Here is a 21427-nt window from a genome sequence, read left to right as displayed (position 1 = left end):
GCGTCGGGGATCGGCGAGGGCTGGGAGTCGCTCACGTCAGGCCCGCACCCGCTTCACGCGTGCTCGTGCCTTCTGCACCACCCAGCACACGACGTAGATCGTGAACGACAGCGTCGTGATGTACGGGCTGACCGGCAGGGTGCCGGCCAGGGCGAGCAGGATGCCGCCGACCGCCGAGACGAACCCGAACAGGGCGGCGAGCAGCGGCACCGCCACCGGCCCCGCGGTCACGCGCATCGCGGCGGCGGCGGGGGTCACCAGCAGTGCCATCACGAGGAGCGCGCCGATGATGTGCACGCTGACGGCGACGATGAGTCCGAGCAGCACCATGAACAGCAGGCTCACGGCACGGGTGGGCACACCGCGGGCGGCGGCCGACTCGGGGTCGAGCGAGTCGAAGCGCAGGGGGTTCCACATGATGAGCAGCCCGAGCAGCACGACCAGGCTGATGCCCATCAGCCAACCGAGGTCGGGGCTCGACACCGACACGATCTGGCCGGTGAGCAGGCTGAACCGGTTGGCACTGCGGCCGTCGTAGAGCGACAGGAACAGGATGCCGAGGCCGAGGCCGAACGGCATGAGAACGCCCACGATCGAGTTGCGGTCGCGGGCCTTCGCTCCGAGCACGCCGATGAGTATCGCCGCGACGAGGGCTCCGCCGAGCGAGCCGAACACCACGCTGCCGCCGAACAGCAGCGCGGCCGCCGCGCCCGCGAACGACAGTTCGCTCACCCCGTGCACGGCGAAGGCGAGGTCGCGCTGCATCACGAAGACGCCGATGAGTCCGCCGACGATGCCGAGCACGGCGCCCGCGATGATCGAGTTCGAGAGCAGGGCGACGAGCTCGCCGTAATCCTGGAACGAGAAGACGTCGCTCCAGTCGACCAGCGGCCTCACGCTGCTCCCCCGTGCGCGTGCTCGTGGTCGCCGTGGTCGTGGTGGGGCTCGGCATCCGGAACCCCCACGACCACCAGCCGGTCGCCGGCGCGGAGCACGAACACCGGGGTTCCGTAGAGATCGGTCAACACACGCGTCTGCAGCACCTCGTCGGGGGTGCCGAGCAGGAAGCGCCCGCCGGCGATGTAGAGGATGCGGTCGACCTTGCCGAGGATCGGATTGATGTCGTGGGTGACGAACATCACGGCCGCCTCGCGCTCGCGGCGCTGCCGGTCGATGATGTCGGTCACGGCGACCTGGTTGGCGAGGTCGAGGTTCGAGAGCGGTTCGTCGCACAGCAGCAGGGCCGGCTCGTCGGCGAGCGCCTGGCCGACCCGCAGCCGCTGCTGCTCGCCGCCCGAGAGGAGTCCGACGCGACGATCCGCGAAGTGCGCGGCCCCGACCGACTCGAGCAGGCGGTCGACCTTGGCGCGGTCTCCGCGGTGCGGCACCGGGAACCCGAAGCGGCTGCCGTGCACGCCCAGAGCGACGAGGTCGCGGGCCCGCATGCTCGTGTCGGGGGCGAGCGAGCGCTGCTGCGGGATGTAGCCGATGCGGGAGTTACCACGGTGCACGGGCTCGCCCGCGACGCGGATGGTTCCCCACGACAGCGGCTGCAGACCCAGGATGCTGCGCAGAAGGGTGGTCTTGCCCGAACCCGACGGGCCCAGCACGGCGATGAACTCGCCGGGCTGGACCGTCAGATCGAGTCCCGACCAGAGTTCGCGGTCTCCACGCTGGAGCGAAGCATCCGCGATCTCGAGGACGGGGCGCCGACTCACGACTGGGTCGCGGCGGCGAGGCTCTGGATCGCGTCACTCATCCACTCAGAGTACGACGATCCGTCCTCGAGCAGCTCCGTGAAGGCGATCACGGGGATGCCGGCGGCCTTCGCGGCGTCCTCGACGCGCTGCGTCTCGGAACCACCGGTCTGCGCATTGGTGAGGAGTGCGGTGACCTCACCGCTCTCGATCACGTCGAGCGCCTGCAGCAGAACGGCGGGGGCGACATCGGTGCCCTCCTCGACCGACTCCGCGAAGCCCTCGGGGGTGACATCGGTGAATCCGGCGGCCGCGGCGAGGTAGCCGGGCAGCGGCTCGGTGATGAAGACGTCGACACCCGAGGCATCCGCCTTGACGGACGCGAGGTCGGCTTCGAAGCCCTCGAGCTCTGCCGTGAGCTCGGCCGCGTTCGCGGCGAACTCGTCGGCGCCGTCGGGGTCGAGCTCGGACAGCTCGTCGGAGATCGCCTCGACGACGTGGATCATCGTGTGCGGATCGAACCACACGTGCTCGTTGAAGCCCTCGATGTGGTCGTGTCCTTCGTGCCCTTCTTCGCCCTCGGCGTGCTCGTGGTCGTGCTCCTCTTCGGCGGGAGCTTCGGTCGCGGCATCCTCGTCGGCATGGTCGTCGTGACCCTCGTTGCCGGGGTAGTCGTGCGAGTACTCGACGGCCGTGACGACGTGGGGGTCGTTCGCGTCCTGCAGGAGCGTGTCGATGAACGCGTCGTACCCGCCGCCGTTCTCGATCACGAGGTCGGCCTTCTGCACCGTGAGGCGGTCGCGGGCGGTGGCCTCGTACGAGTGCGGGTCCTGCGACGCCGAGGTGATGATCGACTCCACGTCGACGCGGTCGCCTCCGATCGTCGAGGCGATGTCGCCGTAGACGTTGGTGCTCGCGACGACCGTGATGGTGCCGTCGTCGGCGCCCTCCCCCGCGGCGGGGGTCGAGCATCCGGCGAGCGTCAGGGCGGCGACGGATGCGAGGGTGAGGGCGAGGACGGGCTTCTTCATGCTCACACTGTAAACGTTAATGAGAACCATTATCAAATCCACGGTGGACGGCATCCGTCTTCTGGCCCGCGCTCGCCCCGTCGAGACCCACCATTCACGTCGAGACCCACCACCCGCGACGCGCGGGGTGATGGGTCTCGACGGCGGTGATGGGTCTCGACGCGGGAACGACCTCAGGCGAGCAACGCCGCCGGGGCGATCCAGGCCGTCGCCTCGCCGGGCAACGCCGAGCCCTCGAGCGGGATGCTCGTGAGCACGACGTCGACGGCATCCGCTCCCAGATCGAACGGCTCGGTGCCGAAGTTCGTGACGATCTGCCAGCCGTTCGGACGCACGAAGCGCAGCACGTCGGTGCGACCGGTCTCGAGCCACTCCAGCGTCTCGCCCGTCTGCAGCGGATGCCGCAGACGCAGCGCCTCGCGGTACAGCGACAGCGTCGACGCGGGATCGGATGCCTCGGCATCCACCGCGTGATCGGCGAACCATGCCGGCTGGGGCAGGTGCGCGGCAGCCGAACCGAACCCGAACGAGACGCCCTCAGCGCTCCACGGGAGCGGCACGCGGCATCCGTCCCGACCCAGTCCGTCGAACTCGGCACCGCGGAAGAACGCCGGGTCCTGTCGCTGCTCGGGCGAGATCTCGGCGACCTCGTGCAGACCGAGTTCCTCACCCTGGTACAGATAGGCGCTGCCGGGCAGGCCGAAGAGCAGCAGCGATGCGGCGTTCGCGCGACGCAGACCGCGCTCGCGATCGAGCAGCTCGGCCGGACCCCCGGCGGCGACCCACTCCGTGCCCTGCTTCACGGCACGCCCCTGCAGCGGCGCGAGGCCGTATCGGGTGGCGTGCCGCGTGACGTCGTGGTTCGAGAGCACCCAGGTCGTCGACGACCCACTCTGTCGAGCCTGCGCGAGGTTCTCGTCGACGATCTCGCGGAACTGCGCGGCATCGAAGTCGGCCTCGAGCAGGTCGAAGTTGAACGCCTGCCCGAGCCCCTCGGCCGAGGCGTAGCGGGCACGACGCTCGGGCGTATCGACCCAGGCCTCGGCGACCGCGGTGCGCGGCGGATCGTACGAGTTGAAGACCTGCCGCCACTCGGCGTAGATCTCGTGCACGTCGTCGCGGTCGATCAGGGGGTGCGAGCCCGAGGAGCGGTCCATCGCGTCGAGCTCGGCGCGCGATGGCAGCGGCTCACTGAGGTCCTTGGTGAGCATGTGAGCGACGTCGATGCGGAAGCCGTCGACCCCGCGGTCCGACCAGAAGCGCAGCGTCTTCAGGAAGTCCGCGCGCACCTCCGGGTGATCCCAGTTGAAGTCGGGCTGCTCGGTGGCGAAGTTGTGGAAGTACCACTGGCCGTCCTCGACCCGCTCCCACGCCGACCCGCCGAACACCGAGACCCAGTCCGTGGGCGGCTCGGCGCCGTCGGGCCCCGTGCCCTCGCGGAAGATGTACCGCTCGCGCGCGGCCGAACCGCGACCTGCGGCGAGCGCCTCCTGGAACCACACGTGCTGATCCGACGAGTGGTTCGGCACGATGTCGACGATGACGTGGATGCCGCGGGCGTGCAGCGCCTCGACCATCGCGTCGAAGTCGGCGAGGGTGCCCAGGCGCGGATCGACGTCGCGGTAGTCGGCGACGTCGTAGCCGCCGTCGGCGAGCTCGGACGGATAGAACGGGCTCAGCCAGACCGCATCGATGCCGAGCGCCGAAAGGTAGTCGACGCGCGACAGGATGCCGGGGATGTCGCCGAGTCCGTCGCCGTCGGCGTCGGCGAAGCTGCGGGGGTAGATCTGGTAGACGGCGGCCTGGCGCCACCACGCTGCCGTCCTGTCGTCTTCGCGGGTCTCGGTGAGAAGCGAATCGGTCATATCGGGGAGTGCTCCTTCGTTTCTTGCGGTGGTGTGGTGATCCCTGAGCGCGCAGCGCGACGAAGGGTCAGCCCTTGACGGCGCCCTGCGTGACGCCCTCCATGACGAAGCGCTGCGTGAACAGGTACGCCAGGATCGCCGGGGCCATCGCCATCAGGTACGAGGCGAACGACACGTTGTAGTTGTTGCTGAACTGGGTCTGGAACAGGTTCTGCCGCACCGGCAGCGTCTGCAATGCCGGATCGGAGATGATCAGCGACGGCATCATGAAGTCGTTCCAGGCGTAGAGGAAGGCGAAGATCCCGACCGTCGCGCTCATGGGGGCGAGCAGCGGGAAGATCAGCTTCCAGAACGTCTGCCACGTGGTCGCGCCGTCGATGCGGGCGCTCTCCTCGAGCTCGATCGGGATCGACCGCAGGAACGCCGTGAACAGCAGCACGCTGAAGCTCAGCTGGAACATCGTCGCGAGGATGATCACGCCGAACGGGTTGTCGAGCCCGAAGCGTCCGGTGAGCTGGATCTGCGGCAGGGCGACGACCGGGAACGGGATGAACATCGCCGCGAGCAGGTAGAAGAACGAGTAGCGGAAGAGGCGGCGGTCCCAGTTGCGCACGATCGCGTACGACGCGAAGGCCGCCAGCACGATCGTCGCGATCACGGTGCCCGCCGTCACGAGCAGGGAGATGCCCGCGCCGACCGGGAACTTCGTGAGGTTCCACGCCTCGACGAACCCGTCGATGCTGAACGGCGCCGGCAGCGAGAACGCGTTGCCGTCGACCGCCTGCCCGGTGGTCTTGAACGCCATCGAGAGGGTGACGTACAGCGGGAGGAGGACGGTGACCGCACACAGGATCAGGATGATCGTGCCCGACCAGTTGACCCGTTCCATGCGCACGCGGGGCTTCTTGCCCGCGACCTGTGTGGTGATCGTCTGCGTCGACATCAGAGTGCGTTCCTTCCGCGCGTCAGCGACAGCTGGAGGAGGGAGATGAGCACGGCGACGATGAAGAAGATGGTCGCGTTGGCCATCTGATAGGCGTAGTCGCCGCCGTTGAAGCCCGCGATGATCGTCATCGCGACGCTGCGGGTGGAGGTTCCGGGTCCGCCGTTGGTGAGGCCGACGATGATGTCGTAGGCGTTCAGGAAGCCCTTGAACCCGAGGATGACGTTGATCACGACGTAGCCCATCACGAGCGGGAGCGTGATGCGGGTCAGCTGCTGCGTCTTGCTCGCCCCGTCGATGCTCGCCGCCTCGTAGACCTCACCGGGAACCGAGAGCAGGCCGGCGATGTAGATCAGCAGCGTGCCGGGCACGGCCTGCCAGGCGGTGACGATCACGATCGCCACCCAGGCGAGGTCGGGGTTGGCGAGCAGACTCGTCTGCAACCACGGGATGCCGGTGGCCGCCCCCGCGGCGGGGATCGAGTTCGAGAACAGGAAGTTGAAGACGTAGGCGATGATGATGCCCGAGATCACCATCGGGATCACGAAGATCGTGCGCAGCCCGGTCTTGAAGCGGATGCGGGAGGTGAGCCCGACCGCGAGCAGGAACGCGATCACGTTGACCACGATGACCGTGGCGATCGAGAACCCGAACGTGAAGAGGTAGCTCTGCAGGATCGCCGGATCGCTGAACAGGGCGATGTAGTTCGTGAAGCCGTTGAAGCTCCACTCGCCGATGCCGATCGAGTCGGTGAAGCTGAAGAAGATGCCCATGACCCCCGGCACCGTGATCGCGAGAGTGAAGATCACGAGCGTCGGCAGCAGGAAGAGATAGTAGATCGGCTCGACCCTGCGGGTGCGGGGACGGATGCCGCGCTTGCCGCCCGTGATGATCGCCGTGGTGTCGGTCGGCCCGGTCGTGGTGGGTCCCGCGGTGGTGGTCATGATGCCGGCTCCTCTGCCGAGGCGTTGTCCTGGGTCGACGGGATCGGTGCGCGGAACGCGATGCGCGCCCAGTCCGCGTCCATGGTGCGCAGCGTGTTCTGCGTCGAGGCGCCCAGCACCATGGCCTGCGCGTAGTTGAAGATCGGCAGCGTCTTGGGCACGAGCACCGAGGGGCCCTGGTAGATCCTGCCCTCGTCGTAGTACTCGATCATGCCCTCGATGCGCGGATCGTCCGGCGCCGGCGCATCCGTCGTCGGCGTGAACCCGAGCTGCGAGGCGTTGTACTCCTCGATGTTCTCGGGCTGGTAGAGGAACTCCAGGAAGTCGCGGGCGGCCTCCTGGTGGTTGGACTCCACCGGGATCATCGCTGCGAGGTCCATGTTGACCCGCACCTCGAGGTCGTCGGGATCATCGGTCATCGGCAGCGGGAACGTGCCGAGCTGCAGGTCGGGTGCGGTCTTCGCGATCTCGCTGAACGCCCACGGCCCCTGCAGGTACATGGCCGCCTCGCCCTTCGCGAAGGCGAGATTGCCGTCGCCGTACGCCCTGCTCGCGGCATCCGCATTCGTGTAGTTCTCGGCGAGCTGCATCATGCGGTCCATGGGCTCGGCGAAGTCCTTCTCGAACGAGACCGGGGCGTCGGGCCCGACCTCGGCGCCCTCCTCGGCGAGCGCATCGAAGAACTCGATCACGTCGACCGATCCGCCGGCGGTGTAGTCGTACCAGCCCTGGCCGACGGTCCAGTCGTCTTTGAAGGTGCCGTAGAACGGATCGATGCCTGCGGCCTTGAGCTTGTCGCAGACCGCGATGAGCTCGTCCCAGGTCTGCGGCACCTCGAGGCCCTGGGCCTCGAAGATCTCCTTGTTGTAGATGACGGATGCCGCCATCACCGAGTACGGCAGGGCGCTCGTGCGGCCCTCGCAGGAGCCGTACTGGTCCATGAGGGGCTGCAGGTCGTCACGCACGCTCGCCGCAGCGTCGGTGTCGGAGAGATCGGTGAGCGCGCAGCGCTGCACGAATCGGGCGATCTCATAGTTGTAGTTGCCGAGCATGATGTCGGGCGGATTGCCGCGCACGAAGCTGGCCGAGACGACGTCGACGCCGGACGTGTCGATCTCGACCTTCACGTCGTCCTGCGAGGCGTTGTACTCGGCGACGCGCTCGGTCATGAACTCGATCGCCTCGCGTTTGCTGAAGGTGAAGCGGATGGTCTCCGCTCCCGAGCCGGCTGCGCAGCTCGTGAGGGCGGCACCGATCAGCGTGAGGCCGAGGCCCCCGGCGATCAGCCGCAACGCGCGTGTTCGTTCTCCAGACACCGTCGTCCTTCCGGTTTTTAGATCCGACTACTAAATCTAATGAGCGAATTTACTCCGCTGGAAGGTACTCTCTCATTCAGACGACGGGAAGGCAAGAGGCGTGGCAGACATCACCGCGGGGCTCGGCACGGGGCGCGCCAGCGTCGGCGCGGTGCTCGACTTCGCCTGGAGCGCGGGCGAATTCACCGCGACCGACGTCATGGCCGCGACCTCGCTCACGCGCTCGACGGCCATCGATGCGATCGACACGCTGGTCGGCGCCGATGTGCTGCGCGAGCTGCCGAACGCCCGGGTCGCCGGCAGTTACCGCTCGGGCCGCCCCGCCCGCCGCTTCGCCCTCTCCCCCGATCTCGGCGTCGTCGTCGGGATCGATGCGGGCGACACGCACCTCTCCGTCACCGTCGCCGACCTGCTCGACCGCACCCTCGTGCACCATCGCGTCGAGGTGTCGCAGACGCAGCCCGCCGCCGATCGTCGCGCGCTGATCATCGAGCGCCTGGGCGCCGCCCTCGACGAAGCCGGGGTGTCACGGGATCAGGTGCTGGCCGTCTGCGCCGGCGTCGCCGCCCCCGTCGATCGCAACGGCATCTCTCCCCCGCACCCGGACGGCTTCTGGGAGCGCACGAACCCCGGGCTCGCCGAGGCGCTGAGCGGCTGGGCACCGGTCGTGCACGTCAAGAACGATGCCCAACTCGCCGCGGTCGCCGAGGGCGCGGTCGGCGGAGCGATCGGATGCCGCGACTACGTCGCGCTGCTCGCGAGCGAACGCTACGGCGGCGGCGTGGTCGTCGACGGGCACGTGCTGCACGGCGCGCACGGCGGCGTCGGCGAGGGCGTCGTCTTCGACCACATCATGGGGGTCGGCTCGGCCGTGGGCCTGCCGTACTCGGTGCAGGGCGCGGCGCGGGATGCCGTCGCCTCGGGCGCGGTGGCGCCTTCCTCGGCGTTGGGGCGGCTCGTGGCGGAAGAGCGCATCGACCCCCGCCTCGTGCTCACGCTCGCCGCGTCGGGCGATCCCGATGCCCTGCTCGTCACCGAGCACGTCGGCGCCGTCGTCGCCCGCATCGTCGGAGTGCTCGGCAGCATGTACGACCCGGCTCGCGTGATCGTGTGCGGCGCCGTGGCCGAGAGCATCGAACCGGTGCTCGAGGTCGCCCGCGGGCTCTTGCCCTCGGAGCTGCACCTGCCCGCGCCCGTCGTCCTCGCGTCGGAGCTCGGTGCCGAGGTGGTCTCGGTCGGCGCCGTCGCCACCGCCCGCCGCGCGGCGCGCGAGCAGTCGGTGCCGCGGTTGGCCGAGGAGCGGCTGTCGGTTCTGGCCTAGCGCCGCGGCATCCGCATCCGACCGTGAGGGGTCACAACACGCCTCAAGCGGATGCCGCGGCACGGCGTGTCTCGACCCCTCACGGCATAATCGGGTCGTGCAAGAGACACAACTGCGGAGGTCGCCCTCGACGATCGAGCTGCTCCTCGACACCGCCGCCGAAGACGCCGTGCGGGCCGAGTGGGACGCCCTTGCCGCACTCGGGGTGTCGAGTCTCGGACGCCATACCTCGCCGAGCAACCGCCCGCACATCACGGTCATGGCACGCGTCGATCTGCCGCCGTTCGATGCCGGGGTTCTCGACGGCATCCTGTCGTTCCCGATCACGCTCGGCGCCCCGCTGCTCTTCGGCGCTGGTGAGCGCCGGGTACTGGCCCGCAGCGTCGTGCCCACCGCAGAGCTGCTCGACCTGCACTCGCGGGTGCACTCCCTCGCCGGCCCCGGCGAGGATGCCCCGCACACCGCGCCGACCCAGTGGACCCCGCACGTCACCCTCGCCCGCCGGTTGCGCGTGGCCGACCTCGCAGTCGCGCTCGAGGGCATCGGCGGAGAGATCCACGCCCACGTCGCGGGCGTGCGGCACTGGGATCCCGCATCTGCCCGCGTCACGGCGCTCGCCGAGCTGACCTCCCGCTAGCGAGATGCGCGCCCGCGAGGGGAGCGTCGATCAGTCCACGAGCAGCGCGGGCTCCTCGAGCACCGACGCCACGTCGGCGACGAAACGACTCATCGCGTCGCCGTCGACCACGCGGTGGTCGAAGGATCCCGCGACCGTGGTCACCCACCGGGGGCGCACCTCGCCGTCGACGACCCACGGCTTCTGGCTGATCGTGCCCATGGCCACGATGCCGGCCTCGCCGGGGTTGATGATCGGGGTTCCGGCATCCATCCCGAACACGCCGATGTTGGTGATCGTGATGGTGCCGCCCTGCTGGTCGGCGGGCGAGGTCTTGCCCTCGCGGGCCGTGAGGGTGAGGCGGTTGAGCGCCCGGGCGAGGTCCTTCATGCCGAGGTCCTGTGCGTCCTTGATGTTCGGTACGAGCAGGCCGCGGGGCGTGGCCGCGGCGATGCCGAGGTTCACGTAGTGACGCACGGCGATCTCGGCACCGTCCTCGGTCTCGATCCAGGCCGCGTTGATCATGGGCGTGCGACGGAGCGCCCAGATCACGGCGCGCGCCACGATCAGCAGCGGCGACACCTTGATGTCGGCGTACTCCGGCGCGGCCTTGAGGCGCTTGACGAGCTCCATCGTGCGGGTCGCGTCGACGTCCTTCCACACGGTGACGTGCGGGGCCGAGTACGCACTCTGCACCATCGCCGAGGAGGTCGCCTTGCGCACGCCCTTCACCGGGATCGACTCGGTGCGGTCGTCGTCGGAGGCGGATGCCTGCACCGGCGCGACCCCGCGAGCCAGGCCCGCCGGGGCGATCTGCGGCGCGGGCACGGTCTCCTCACGCACGGCACCCCACTCGGGGGTCTCGATGTTACGGAAGACGCTCGCCTGCGAGGCGAGCTTCATCACGTCGTCGCGGGTGACCTCGCCGTCGGCGCCGCTCGGCGTGACCGTGGTGAGGTCGACGCCGAGGTCGCGGGCGAGCTTGCGGATCGGGGGCTTCGCGATCACGCCCACCGAGGAGCGCACCGGGCGCTCGGCGGGACGCTTGCGGCGCGAGGTCGCTCCCCCGCCGGTGCCGTATCCGACGAGCACCGAACCGCCGCCTTCCTCGGGCGCGGGGGCTTCGGCCGTCACGACCTTGCCGGGGCCGGCGTCGTCGTTCTCGTCCGTCACGAAGGTGATGATCGGCGCGCCGACCTCGACCGTGGTGCCCTCCGCGACGAGCAGCTCGCCGACCGTCCCCGCATGGGGCGAGGGCAGCTCGACGAGCGACTTGGCCGTCTCGATCTCGCAGATGACGTCGTTGATCGCGACCGTGTCACCGGGCGCGACCTTCCACGTGACGATCTCGGCCTCGGTGAGGCCCTCGCCGACATCGGGAAGGGTGAAGTTCTGCGTGCTCATCTGCGGTCCTTTCGGAACGTCTCAGTAGGCGAGTGAACGGTCGACGGCCTCGAGGATGCGGTCGGCATCCGGAAGGTACTGGCCCTCGAGCTTGGCGGGCGGGAACGGGGTGTCGAAGCCCGACACCCTCAGCACGGGGGCCTCGAGGGCATAGAACGCACGCTCCATGACGGTCGCCGCGACCTCGCTGCCGATGCTGCCGAAGCCCTGGGCCTCCTGCGCGTAGACCATGCGACCGGTCTTGCGCACCGAGTCGAGGATGGGCGCGTAGTCGACCGGCGAGATCGAGCGCAGGTCGACGACCTCGCAGCTCGTGCCCTCCGACTCGGCCAGCGCGGCCGCCTGCAGCAGCGTCGTGACCATCGCGCCGTGGCCGACCAGGGTGACGTCGGAGCCGGTGCGCACGACCCGTGAGGAGTGCAGCGGGGCGGCGGACGCCTCGAGCTCGACCTCGCCCTTGGGCCAGTAACGACTCTTGGGCTCCATGAAGATCACGGGGTCGTTCGAGGCGATGGCCTCCTGGATCATCCAGTAGGCGTCGTTCGGCGTCGAGGGCGATACGACCCGCAGGCCCGGGGTGTGCGCGAAGTACGCCTCCGGACTCTCCTGGTGGTGCTCGACCGCGCCGATGTGCCCGCCGTAGGGAATACGGATCACGATCGGCAGGCTCAGCGCACCCTCGTGGCGATTGGTCAGCTTGGCGAGTTGCGTGGTGATCTGGTCGAAGGCCGGGAACACGAAGCCGTCGAACTGGATCTCGACCACGGGGCGGAACCCCGCCATCGCGAGGCCGATCGCGGTGCCGACGATGCCCGACTCGGCGAGCGGGGTGTCGAGCACCCGCTTGTCGCCGAAGTCGCGCTGCAGGTGCTCGGTCACGCGGAACACACCGCCGAGCTTGCCGATGTCCTCGCCCATGAGCAGGACTTTGGCGTCGTCTTCCATGGCCTTGCGCAGACCGGCGTTCAGAGCCTTGCTGAACGGCATCGTCTCGAGGGTCACTGCGCTCCTCCTTCGAACGACGCTTCGTACTTCGCGAGCCACGCCTTCTGCTCGGCGATCAGCGGGTGCGCCTCGCTGTAGACGTGGTCGAACATCTTGCCCACGGGGGGCGGGCCGAGCTCGACCGTACGGGCGCGGAGGTCCTCCGCGGCATCCGCTCCTTCGGCGTCGACGTCGGCGAAGAAGGATGCCCCCGCTCCCCGGTTCTCGAGGAACGCGCGCATCCGGGTGATCGGGTCGCGCTGCGCCCACGATTCCTCTTCGTCGTTCCCGCGGTACTTGGTGGGGTCGTCGCTGGTGGTGTGCGCACCCAGTCGATAGGTGACCGCCTCGATCGCGCGCGGCCCCTGGCCGGTGCGCGCCTCGTCGAGCGCGATGCGCGAGACGGCGTAGCTGGCGAGCACATCGTTGCCGTCGACGCGGACGCTGGGGATGCCGTAACCGGCGCTGCGCTGCACGAGCGGAACGCGCGACTGCGTCGCGACCGGGACCGAGATCGCCCAGTGGTTGTTCTGCAGGAAGAACACCGTCGGCGACTGGTAGCTGGCGGCGAAGACCATCGCCTCGTGCACGTCGCCCTGGCTGGAGGCGCCGTCGCCGTAATAGACGATGACGGCTTCGTCGCGGTCGACATCACCGCTGCCGGAGCGGCCGTCGAACGACAGACCCATCGCGTAGCCCGTGGCGTGCAGCGCCTGCGACCCGAGCACGAGCGTGTACAGGCGGGTGTTGCCGTTCTTGGGGTCGGTGGGGTCCCAGCCACCGTGCGAGACGCCGCGCATCAGCTTGATGATGTCGAGCGGGTCGACGCCGCGGATGCGGGTCACCGCGTGCTCCCGATAGGACGGGAAGAGCGTGTCCTGCGCTCGGGCCGCTCGACCCGAGCCGACCTGCGCCGCCTCCTGACCACGGCTCGGCGGCCAGAGCGCCAACTGCCCCTGTCGCTGCAGGTTGGTGGCCTGGGTGTCGATGGCGCGGATGACGACCATGTCGCGGTAGAACTGCTCGAGTTCGGCATCGCTGATCGATTCGATCAGTGACAGGTACCGCTCCGCAGCAGGGGTGGGGGCGAATCGGCCGTCTGCCTCGAGGACGCGGACGATTTCGTTCTCTGACGAGCTCACCGTTCCACGCTATCCGAGGAACGGCGCCTAGGGCTGGAGAGTCCGCACAACGGATTCAGAAACCTGTAGGACCTTGTCCACGGATTCATGCTCTCCGACGGATATGCGGATGCCGTCGCCCGAGAACGGACGCACGACGATGTCACCGGCGACGAACGCGGCGGCGACCTCATCGGTGCGGTCGCCGGCGGGCAGCCACACGAAGTTGCCCTGGGAGTCGGGCACCTTCCAGCCCTGAGCGCGGAGACCCGCGACGAGGCGGGTGCGGCGGGCGACGATCTCGGTGACGCGTTCGAGCAACTCGGCTTCGGCGTCGAGGCTCGCGATGGCCGCGTTCTCGGCCGCGGCCGTCACGGACAGAGGCACACCGGTGACGCGCGCGGAGTCGAGCACCTTCTCGTGACCGATGGCGTAGCCGATGCGGAGGCCGGCGAGCCCGTAGGCCTTCGAGAAGGTGCGCAGCACGACGACGTTCGGATGCCGGTCGAAGATGCGCTCGGCGAGACCGTCGACCGCATCGGGCGCGGTGACGAACTCGGCATATGCCTCGTCGAGAATGATGAGGACATCGGCGGGGACCCGCTCGACGAACGATGCGAACTCGGCGCTCGTGATGATCGGTCCGGTCGGGTTGTTGGGGGTGCAGACGATGATCGCGCGGGTGCGGTCGGTGACGGCATCCGCCATCGCGTCGAGGTCGTGCCGGGCGTCGTCGGTGAGCGCGACCGGGACGCCGGTCGCTCCGGAGATGAGCGGCAGGCTGGGGTACGCCTCGAACGACCGCCACGCGTACACGACCTCGTCGTCGACGGAGGCCGTGGCGAGGATCAGCTGGTGCAGGATCGACACGCTGCCCGCGGCGACGTGCACCTGGTCGGGCTCGACGCCGTAGCGCGCGCCGAGGCGCTCGCGCAGGCGCAGCGCGGTGGCGTCGGGATAGCGGTTGATCGGCGTGATGTGCCGCATCGCCTCGACCACCGACGGCAGCGGGTCGAAGGGGTTCTCGTTGCTCGACAGCTTGAACGCGTCGGGCCCCGCCTGCTTGCCCTGCCGGTACGGCGCGAGCGCGGCGATGGCGGGGCGGATGCGGGGAAGGATCGGGTCGGTCACGAGGTCGAGTCTAGGACCGGTGTTCCGCGCTGGAGGAAACCTCTCGGCGAGACGCGACTGACAACCGCCGCGCCGTCGTGGGAGACTGAGCACACCATGCGCTTCATCATCCGAGTCGTCGTCAACGCGTTCGCCCTGTGGGTCGTGACGCTGATCCCCGCACTGCAGGTGAGCGTCATCGCGTTCCCTCCCGGCGAGACGCTGCAGCTCGTTCTCACGCTGCTCGCGGTCGCCGCGATCTTCGCTCTCGTGAACACGATCATCGGCACGGTCGTGAAGATCGTCGCGTTCCCGCTCTACATCCTCACCCTCGGGCTCATCGGTTTCGTCATCAACGGCTTCCTGCTGTGGCTGACCGCGTGGATCACGAGCGGCCTGGACTGGGGGCTGCGGGTCGAGCACTTCTGGTGGGGCGTCGTCGCCGCGCTGCTGATCTCGATCATCAACGGCATCTTCGGCTTCATCCTGCGCCCGCAGGCCAAGAAGCAGCGCCGCCGCGACTGAGGTCACAGCACGTCCTTCCCGCGCCACCACTCGTCACCGATGACGGGCGCGGGCGTGGGGCGCCCACCCGGAGCCACGACCTCCTCCGGCAGCACGCGCTCGGCGTGGTAGTCGGTCGACGTGACCGAGGTCGCCTGACCGAGGTCGTTCCACAGGTCGTCGAGGCCGTCGACCCGCGGATCACCCGATTCCTCGACCATCTCGGCGGTCTCGACGTAGGTGTCGAGCACGTGCGGTTCGAGCGTGAGGTCCTGCAGCCCTTCTCCCGGATCACCGACGCGTTCCGCCGTGAAACTGTCGGGCGAACCCGTGCCCCCGGGGGATCCTCCGCCCGCCAGGGAAGACACGACATCGTCGGTGTGCCGCAGTTGGACGAGCGTCTGGTCGTCATCCAGCGTCGGCTCGACGGGGCTGCCCGCGGTGATCTCGACTCCGACCTCGTAGACACCGTCCATCGCGAGGTGCGAGGCGATGGCTCCGCCCTGCGAGTGCCCTACGACGTCGACCCGATCGCCGGGTTTCGCACCTGACGCCTTCAGCGCGTCGAGGGTCGCCTGGTACGACGCGGACTTGTGCCGTGAGTAGAGTTCGAGGTTCGACTTCATGTCCCACGGGTTGCTCCCGCCGTACAGCGCAGATTGCGTGCCCTTCACATATGTGACGAAGCGGTTCGTCCCATCGGGCATCGAGTACTTCTCTACCCGCACCTGCGCTCCCCCGGAGTTCGGGAACCGCTGAAGGGCCTCCGGCAGCGACGTCGGCGGTGCTTTCGGAGTCGTCGTCGCCACCGGAGTGACGCGCACGGCATCCGCCCTGCCCTGCAGCGACGTGCCTTTCGGGATCACGCCCTTGCCGAGCAGCGCCGCAGCCAGGCCGATGCCTCCGAAGAGCGCGCCGAACGGCGTGCCGAACCCGACCTGCGCATCGAGCCCGTCGAACCGGTGCACACCCCAGTCCAGGATGAGACCCTCGACGAGGCCCTGAACCCGGGGATCGGCATCCAGAATCTCCTGGGCCCGCGCGTGCAGAACAGCCGCCGCGGCGGCATCGCTCGCGGCGAGCGCCTCCGCCTGCGCGCGCAGCTCGACCACCTCGTACGCATCCGCCATGAGCAGGGTCGAGGACGCCGTCGTCTCCGCGGTGAGTCGCAGCTCGTCGAGACGTGCGCGGCTGCGCCCGAGCGCATCGAAGCCGCTCCACGAACGGCATGCGGCCGACCCGATGAGCAGCGCGTACGCGTTGCCCGCGGCGGCGGCACCCTGCGCGAGCGCTCCCGCCACGGCGGCCAACCGCGTGCCGATGTCGCGCAGCACCTCGGTGTCGACCGCGATCGCGCCGCCGTAGCGGATGTCGAGCTCGTCGCTCATCCGAATCCCACCGCTCGCTGCTCGGACTCGGTCGACTCCAGGATCATCACCTCGAGGGCGACGAGACCGCGCTGCTCGGCCATCGTCTCGTGCAGCGACCGCAGCCCGTCGGACGACCACTCGGTCTCGTCGACGAGTGGATCGAGCGTCGCCGCTGCGGTCTGCGTGAAGTCGAGGGCGACGCGGAGCTGAGCCCCGGCCTGCTGCCACATCGACACGTCGTACGGGGTCCACCCATCGGTGGTCGGAAGGGCGATCGAGGAGTACATGCCCACAGCCTGCGCCGCGCGACGACCCGGCGATCACCGTGAACGCACGAGCGGTGCAGAGCATCGCGCGATCGCGAGCTGTGCAGGATCAGTCCGGCCCCGAACTGTGCACGACGGCCCGGGAGCGGCAGAATGGGTCTGTGACATCCCCGGATCCCTTTCGCGTGATCTTCGTGTGCACGGGGAACATCTGCCGATCCCCCATGGCCGAGGTCGTCTTCCGCGACCTCGCCGAGCACCAGGGGTTGGGCTCGCGCATCGTCTCGCGCAGCGCGGGCACGGGCGACTGGCACCTCGGCGAGCGCGCCGATCACCGCACGATCGACTCGCTCGCCCGCCGCGGGTACGACGGGTCGCAGCACCGCGCGAAGCAGTTCACCGCGGCATCTTTCCTCGAGAACGACCTCATCGTGGCCCTCGACCGCACGCACGAACGCATCCTGCGCGAATGGGCGCGCGACGAGGACCAGGAGGGCAAGGTGACCCTCCTCCTCGGCTTCGACCCCGACGCCTCGACCCTCGATGTGCCCGACCCCTACTACGCCGGCCCCGAGATGTTCGATTCGGTGCTCGGTATGATCGAGACGGCGACTCGCGGGCTGTTCCGTCAGCTCGAACCCGCCCTGCGCCAGCCCCGCACGCCCCGCATCTGACGGGCCCGATCAGGAGGATTCCCCTGACTTTCCAGCCTTCGCTTCCGCCGCAGCCCCTGAGCCCCCTCGACGGTCGCTACCGCGGCGCCGTCACCGGACTCGCCGACTTCCTCTCGGAGGCCGGCCTCAACCGGGCCCGCGTCGAGGTCGAGGTCGAGTGGCTCATCGCCCTCACCGACCGCTCTCTGTTCGAGACCTCCCCCCTGTCGGATGCCGACAAGGACCGCCTGCGTGCCCTCTACCGCGACTTCGGTCAGGCCGAGATCGACTGGCTCGCCGAGAAGGAGGCGGTCACCCGCCACGACGTCAAGGCCATCGAATACCTCGTGCGCGACCGCCTCTCGGCGCTGGGCCTCGATGCCATCGCCGAGCTCACGCACTTCGCCTGCACGAGCGAGGACATCAACTCGGTCTCGTACGCGCTCACCGTCAAGCGCGCGGTCGAGAGCGTCTGGCTCCCCGCCCTCGACTCCGTGATCGCCAAGCTCCGCGAGCTCGCGGTCGAGCATGCCGACGCCGCGATGCTCTCGCGCACCCACGGCCAGCCCGCGACCCCGTCGACCATGGGCAAGGAGATCGCCGTGTTCGCATGGCGCCTCGAGCGCGTGCGCGATCAGATCGCGGCATCCGACTACCTGGCGAAGTTCTCGGGCGCGACCGGCACGTGGTCGGCGCACCTGTCGGCCGATCCCGACGCCGACTGGCCGACCATCGCGCGCGAGTACGTCGAGGGCCTGGGTCTCGGCTTCAACGTGCTCACCACCCAGATCGAGTCGCACGACTGGCAGGTCGAGCTCTACGACCGCGTGCGTCACGCCGGCGGCATCCTGCACAACCTCGCCACCGACATCTGGACCTACATCTCGCTCGGCTACTTCGCGCAGATCCCCGTCGCGGGTGCGACCGGGTCGTCGACCATGCCGCACAAGATCAACCCGATCCGCTTCGAGAACGCCGAGGCGAACCTCGAGCTCTCGGCCGCGCTGCTCGGGTCGCTCTCGCAGACGCTCGTCACGAGCCGCCTGCAGCGCGACCTCACCGACTCCACCACGCAGCGCAACATCGGCGTGGCGTTCGGGCACTCGCTGCTCGCGCTCGACAACCTGCGCCGCGGGCTCAACGAGATCTCCCTGTCGCGCGACGTGCTGCTCGCCGACCTCGACGTGAACTGGGAGGTGCTCGCCGAGGCGATCCAGACGGTCATCCGCGCCGAGGTCGTCGCCGGTCGCTCGAGCATCACCGACCCGTACGCCCTGCTCAAGGAGCTCACCCGCGGACACCGCGTCGGCGGCGCGGAGCTCGCCGAGTTCGTGCGGGGGCTCGAGATCGGCGAGGCGGCCAAGCAGCGCCTGCTCGCGCTGACCCCCGCCACCTACACGGGAATCGCCGAGCGTCTCGCGCGCTGACGCCTTTTCCTCACCCGAAACGCACCCTGCCCGTCGGGCGGGGTGCGTTTCTGCGTTCGGTCTCGGAGACCTCGCTTGCATAATTCCGGAGAATCGGCCGGCTGCGAGCGCCGGCGCCGCGGAACTCCGAGGACGCGATCGGCCGAGCCGCCCGAATCTGAGGAGTTATGAACGGCACAATCGGATGCCGGAGCTACTCGCCGGAGCCGGCCTCACCCGACCGCGCCTCCACCCGGTCCCGCGGCATGAAGGCCGCAGCGACGAGGGTCAGCACGGCGGCCACGGCGGCCGCGACGAACACCCACGTCGAGGCATCGATGATGGTGGCGGGGTCGTCGGGCCCGGCGCCGCGCGCGATCACCGCGTTCGAGATCGCCCCGAAGATCGCGACGCCCACCGCGCTCCCCGCCGAACGGGCGAAGGCGTTCATCCCCGTGACGGCTCCGCGCTCGCCCCAGCCGACGGATGCCTGCGCCGCGATGAGCGTGGGCGCGGCGGTCCACCCCAATCCGAAGCCGAAGACGAACGCGATCAGCGCGATCGTGTAGGGGTTCGGCCAGGGAGCGGAGGCTGCGAGCGCGATCGCGGCGACAGAGGTGATGCTCATGCCGATGAGCGCGGTGCGCCGGAATCCGATGCGCAGGTACAGGCGTCCGGCGTTGGCGGCCGAGACGGGCCAGCCCAGGGTGAGCGCCGCCACGGCCAGCCCCGCGAGCAGCGGCGCGATCCCGATCGAGCCTTCGAGGTACGCCGGCGCGAAGCTCGTGACGCCGGTCATGAGTGCCCCGACCCCCAGCGAGACAATCGTGGTGGTCAGGATGAGAGGCCGCGCCGCGAGACGCAGGTCGACGATCGGCTCGGCCGCGCGCCGCTCGACCACGACGAACAGCGCCAGCGCGAGCACCCCGATCCCGAAGCACAGGGCGCTCGGCAGCGAGATCCAGTCCCCGGCGTTGCCGCCCTCGAGCATTCCGAGGATGAGACCGGTGAGTCCGATCGTCAGCAGGACCGCCCCGGGGTAGTCGATGCGGTGGCGCTGCGTCTGCTTCTTCTCGGTGTACTTGCGCAGGAGCATCCATCCCGCGATCAGGCAGAGCGGGATGTTCACGAAGAAGATCCATCGCCAGGCGTCGAGCTGTGCGAACAGTCCGCCGAGCGCCGGACCGACCACCGACGAGATCGCCCAGACGCTGGCGATGTAGCCCTGCACCTTGGCGCGCTCGGCGACGGTGTAGATGTCGCCGACGATCGTCATCGCCATCGGGGCGACCGCTCCGGCGCCCAACCCCTGCACGATGCGGAACACGATGAGCGCGGGCATGCTCCAGGCGATGCCGCAGAGGATCGAGCCGAGGAGGAAGAGCCCGATTCCGAGCAGGATGACGGGCTTGCGTCCGATCGTGTCGGCGAAGCGAGAGTAGATCGGCACGCTCACGGCCTGCGCGAGCAGGTACACCGAGAACAGCCAGGGGAACTGCTGGTAGCTGCCGAGGTCGTCGACGATGCTGGGCACCGCGGTCGCGAGAATCGTCGCATCGATCGCGATGAGCCCGGTCGAGAGCATGAGCGCACCGAGAACGGGTCCCCTCGCCGAGCGGAGTCCGATGGAGGCGCGATCGACGGGAGTGCTCACCACAGGGACAAGCCGCCCGCCACCGGGACTATTCCGAGCGGTCGGTGCGGGGGTCGCCCGCGGCGCTGGCGTCGTCGTCGGACTCGGGGTCGTAGAGCACGGGACGGTCGACCGTCTTCGTGACGTCGGCCGGGTCGACGGCCAGGATCAGCATCGCGAGCATCAGCAGCGTCACGATGAACGCGCCGCCGCCGACGACCAGTCCGAGCATCACCGGGGTGAGCCCCTCGTAGCTGCCGTTGGCGATCGCGGTGTTCACGCGGGCCGTGAAGGCGCCGGTCGAGACGAGCGTCACGATCATCGCGAACACACCGCACGCGAGGGCGATGCCCAGCAGGTGCAGCGGCCGCAGGATGTCGCGGCGGGTGGGCTTCTCTTCGCTCATCGGGTGTCTCCGCTCTCGGCGGGAACGGATGCCGCGGCGACGGCATCCGCCTTCTGGGGCGTGAGTCCGGCGATGCCGAGGAACACGGCGACGAGCGCGGCGTAGCCGCCGAGCATCCCGACCCCGAGGATGATGCCGGTCAGCTCGAAGGTGCCCGCTTCCGCGATCGTGTAGTCGTGGGTGAAGCCGGCCGGGATGACCCAGAGCAGCAGGGCGAGCAGGATGCCGAACGACCCGATGATGATTCCATCGCGTGCCGTCGGATCGGTGCCGACGCGGCGGGCACGGATACCGGCGAGCAGCTCAGTGAGGCCCGTCGCGAGCGCCCAGACGCCGACGACGATGAAGAAGACGTCGTTCGTGCGCCACACGGGGATACCCGTCGCCATCCCGGCGGCGACGCTGAGCAGGCCGATGACGACCGCGGGCCACCGCGATCCCGCGGGGAACACCAGCCACACCGACAGCAGCATCACGAGGGCCGTCGCGATCGCGAAGCCGCTGAAGACCGAGAGACCCACCGCTGCGGAGTGATCGGACGAGAACGTGATCATGAGGGCGGCGACGGCGGCGAACAGCGCGCGCATCAGTTGCACGTTGCGCACGGTGAAGGTGCGGGAAGGGGCAGACATGAAGATCCAGAGTCCTCCGGGGTTGTGCTCCCAGTCTACGCGGGGGCGCGAGCGCGGACGGACCGGGCCGTTCGCGGGGCCCGATGGATCTCCCCAGATCGATCATCGGGCCCCACGACAACGCAGCACGGGGGCATCGCTGCGCCCGATCGTCCTCCGCAAGGTCGGGCACCCTGCCTGCGTCGAGACGATCACATCGACCCCA

The 21427-nt window shown here is 69.2% G+C and carries 21 protein-coding genes; 5 read left to right on the top strand and 16 right to left on the bottom strand.

Going from position 1 to position 21427, the window contains the following annotated elements:
* Positions 1–36 precede the first annotated feature (36 nt).
* The 7 genes from ACIPVN_RS10865 to ACIPVN_RS10835 form a co-directional block, all read right to left on the bottom strand.
* Positions 37–897 carry a metal ABC transporter permease gene (locus ACIPVN_RS10865; protein ID WP_400442719.1) on the bottom strand — a complete coding sequence of 287 codons (861 nt, stop codon included), beginning with the start codon at positions 895–897 and terminating at the stop codon, positions 37–39.
* The gene (locus ACIPVN_RS10860; RefSeq protein WP_400442718.1) at positions 894–1718 is read right to left on the bottom strand and encodes a metal ABC transporter ATP-binding protein; all 825 of its coding nucleotides are present in this window, start codon (positions 1716–1718) and stop codon (positions 894–896) included. Before ACIPVN_RS10860 ends, ACIPVN_RS10865 begins: the two co-directional genes overlap by 4 nt.
* Complete coding sequence (locus tag ACIPVN_RS10855; protein ID WP_400442717.1) at positions 1715–2728, bottom strand: metal ABC transporter substrate-binding protein; 1014 nt, start codon at positions 2726–2728, stop codon at positions 1715–1717. The genes ACIPVN_RS10860 and ACIPVN_RS10855 overlap by 4 nt, the downstream gene beginning before the upstream one ends.
* Before the next feature lie 173 nt (positions 2729–2901).
* Positions 2902–4593, bottom strand: coding sequence for a glycoside hydrolase family 13 protein (locus ACIPVN_RS10850; protein WP_400442716.1), 1692 nt, complete (start codon positions 4591–4593; stop codon positions 2902–2904).
* 67 nt (positions 4594–4660) lie between these two features.
* On the bottom strand, positions 4661–5536 hold the full coding sequence (locus ACIPVN_RS10845; protein WP_247633552.1) for a carbohydrate ABC transporter permease: 876 nt from the start codon (positions 5534–5536) through the stop codon (positions 4661–4663).
* The gene (locus tag ACIPVN_RS10840; RefSeq protein WP_400442715.1) at positions 5536–6480 is read right to left on the bottom strand and encodes a carbohydrate ABC transporter permease; all 945 of its coding nucleotides are present in this window, start codon (positions 6478–6480) and stop codon (positions 5536–5538) included. Before ACIPVN_RS10840 ends, ACIPVN_RS10845 begins: the two co-directional genes overlap by 1 nt.
* Entirely contained in the window at positions 6477–7796 is a 1320-nt protein-coding gene (locus ACIPVN_RS10835; protein WP_400442714.1) for an ABC transporter substrate-binding protein, read from the bottom strand. Before ACIPVN_RS10835 ends, ACIPVN_RS10840 begins: the two co-directional genes overlap by 4 nt.
* Positions 7797–7896: 100 nt before the next feature.
* On the opposite strand from ACIPVN_RS10835, the gene ACIPVN_RS10830 reads away from it, so the two are divergent.
* Positions 7897–9117 (top strand): ROK family protein, encoded by a 1221-nt coding sequence (locus ACIPVN_RS10830; RefSeq protein ID WP_400442713.1) that lies wholly within the window; start codon positions 7897–7899, stop codon positions 9115–9117.
* 97 nt (positions 9118–9214) lie between these two features.
* Positions 9215–9754 carry a 2'-5' RNA ligase family protein gene (locus tag ACIPVN_RS10825; RefSeq protein WP_400442712.1) on the top strand — a complete coding sequence of 180 codons (540 nt, stop codon included), beginning with the start codon at positions 9215–9217 and terminating at the stop codon, positions 9752–9754.
* Between the two features lie 30 nt (positions 9755–9784).
* Here ACIPVN_RS10825 and ACIPVN_RS10820 read toward each other — a convergent pair whose 3' ends face one another.
* The 4 genes from ACIPVN_RS10820 to ACIPVN_RS10805 are packed head-to-tail and all read right to left on the bottom strand — an operon-like array spanning position 9785 to position 14373.
* Positions 9785–11137 carry a dihydrolipoamide acetyltransferase family protein gene (locus tag ACIPVN_RS10820; protein ID WP_400442711.1) on the bottom strand — a complete coding sequence of 451 codons (1353 nt, stop codon included), beginning with the start codon at positions 11135–11137 and terminating at the stop codon, positions 9785–9787.
* A 21-nt stretch (positions 11138–11158) separates the two neighbouring features.
* Positions 11159–12124 carry an alpha-ketoacid dehydrogenase subunit beta gene (locus ACIPVN_RS10815; protein ID WP_400443361.1) on the bottom strand — a complete coding sequence of 322 codons (966 nt, stop codon included), beginning with the start codon at positions 12122–12124 and terminating at the stop codon, positions 11159–11161.
* Between the two features lie 11 nt (positions 12125–12135).
* Positions 12136–13263 carry a thiamine pyrophosphate-dependent dehydrogenase E1 component subunit alpha gene (locus tag ACIPVN_RS10810; protein ID WP_400442710.1) on the bottom strand — a complete coding sequence of 376 codons (1128 nt, stop codon included), beginning with the start codon at positions 13261–13263 and terminating at the stop codon, positions 12136–12138.
* Between the two features lie 27 nt (positions 13264–13290).
* Positions 13291–14373 carry a histidinol-phosphate transaminase gene (locus tag ACIPVN_RS10805; protein WP_400442709.1) on the bottom strand — a complete coding sequence of 361 codons (1083 nt, stop codon included), beginning with the start codon at positions 14371–14373 and terminating at the stop codon, positions 13291–13293.
* Positions 14374–14469: 96 nt separating this feature from the next.
* On the opposite strand from ACIPVN_RS10805, the gene ACIPVN_RS10800 reads away from it, so the two are divergent.
* Positions 14470–14877 (top strand): phage holin family protein, encoded by a 408-nt coding sequence (locus ACIPVN_RS10800; RefSeq protein WP_400442708.1) that lies wholly within the window; start codon positions 14470–14472, stop codon positions 14875–14877.
* A 2-nt stretch (positions 14878–14879) separates the two neighbouring features.
* Here ACIPVN_RS10800 and ACIPVN_RS10795 read toward each other — a convergent pair whose 3' ends face one another.
* Entirely contained in the window at positions 14880–16244 is a 1365-nt protein-coding gene (locus ACIPVN_RS10795) for a hypothetical protein (RefSeq protein WP_400442707.1), read from the bottom strand.
* Positions 16241–16513 (bottom strand): hypothetical protein, encoded by a 273-nt coding sequence (locus tag ACIPVN_RS10790; protein ID WP_400442706.1) that lies wholly within the window; start codon positions 16511–16513, stop codon positions 16241–16243. The genes ACIPVN_RS10795 and ACIPVN_RS10790 overlap by 4 nt, the downstream gene beginning before the upstream one ends.
* A 164-nt stretch (positions 16514–16677) precedes the next feature.
* Between ACIPVN_RS10790 and ACIPVN_RS10785 the strand changes: the two genes are divergently transcribed.
* Both ACIPVN_RS10785 and purB read left to right on the top strand, forming a co-directional pair.
* The gene (locus tag ACIPVN_RS10785; RefSeq protein ID WP_400443359.1) at positions 16678–17166 is read left to right on the top strand and encodes a low molecular weight protein-tyrosine-phosphatase; all 489 of its coding nucleotides are present in this window, start codon (positions 16678–16680) and stop codon (positions 17164–17166) included.
* A gap of 23 nt (positions 17167–17189) precedes the next feature.
* On the top strand, positions 17190–18572 hold the full coding sequence (gene purB / locus ACIPVN_RS10780; RefSeq protein ID WP_400443357.1) for an adenylosuccinate lyase: 1383 nt from the start codon (positions 17190–17192) through the stop codon (positions 18570–18572).
* Positions 18573–18765: 193 nt separating this feature from the next.
* Here purB and ACIPVN_RS10775 read toward each other — a convergent pair whose 3' ends face one another.
* Genes ACIPVN_RS10775 through ACIPVN_RS10765 form a run of 3 tightly spaced genes read right to left on the bottom strand, consistent with a single transcriptional unit; the run spans position 18766 to position 21222 of the window.
* The gene (locus ACIPVN_RS10775; RefSeq protein ID WP_400442705.1) at positions 18766–20205 is read right to left on the bottom strand and encodes an MFS transporter; all 1440 of its coding nucleotides are present in this window, start codon (positions 20203–20205) and stop codon (positions 18766–18768) included.
* 28 nt (positions 20206–20233) lie between these two features.
* Positions 20234–20590 carry a hypothetical protein gene (locus ACIPVN_RS10770; RefSeq protein ID WP_400442704.1) on the bottom strand — a complete coding sequence of 119 codons (357 nt, stop codon included), beginning with the start codon at positions 20588–20590 and terminating at the stop codon, positions 20234–20236.
* Positions 20587–21222 carry an acyl-CoA synthetase gene (locus tag ACIPVN_RS10765; protein ID WP_400442703.1) on the bottom strand — a complete coding sequence of 212 codons (636 nt, stop codon included), beginning with the start codon at positions 21220–21222 and terminating at the stop codon, positions 20587–20589. The genes ACIPVN_RS10770 and ACIPVN_RS10765 overlap by 4 nt, the downstream gene beginning before the upstream one ends.
* Positions 21223–21427: the final 205 nt, after the last annotated feature.

This window comes from Microbacterium sp. NPDC090003 (genome assembly GCF_044748385.1).
In the GTDB taxonomy this organism is placed as follows: domain Bacteria; phylum Actinomycetota; class Actinomycetes; order Actinomycetales; family Microbacteriaceae; genus Microbacterium.
The sequence above is the reverse complement of the archived record's forward strand: the minus strand, read 5'-3'. Positions and strand labels throughout refer to the sequence as shown.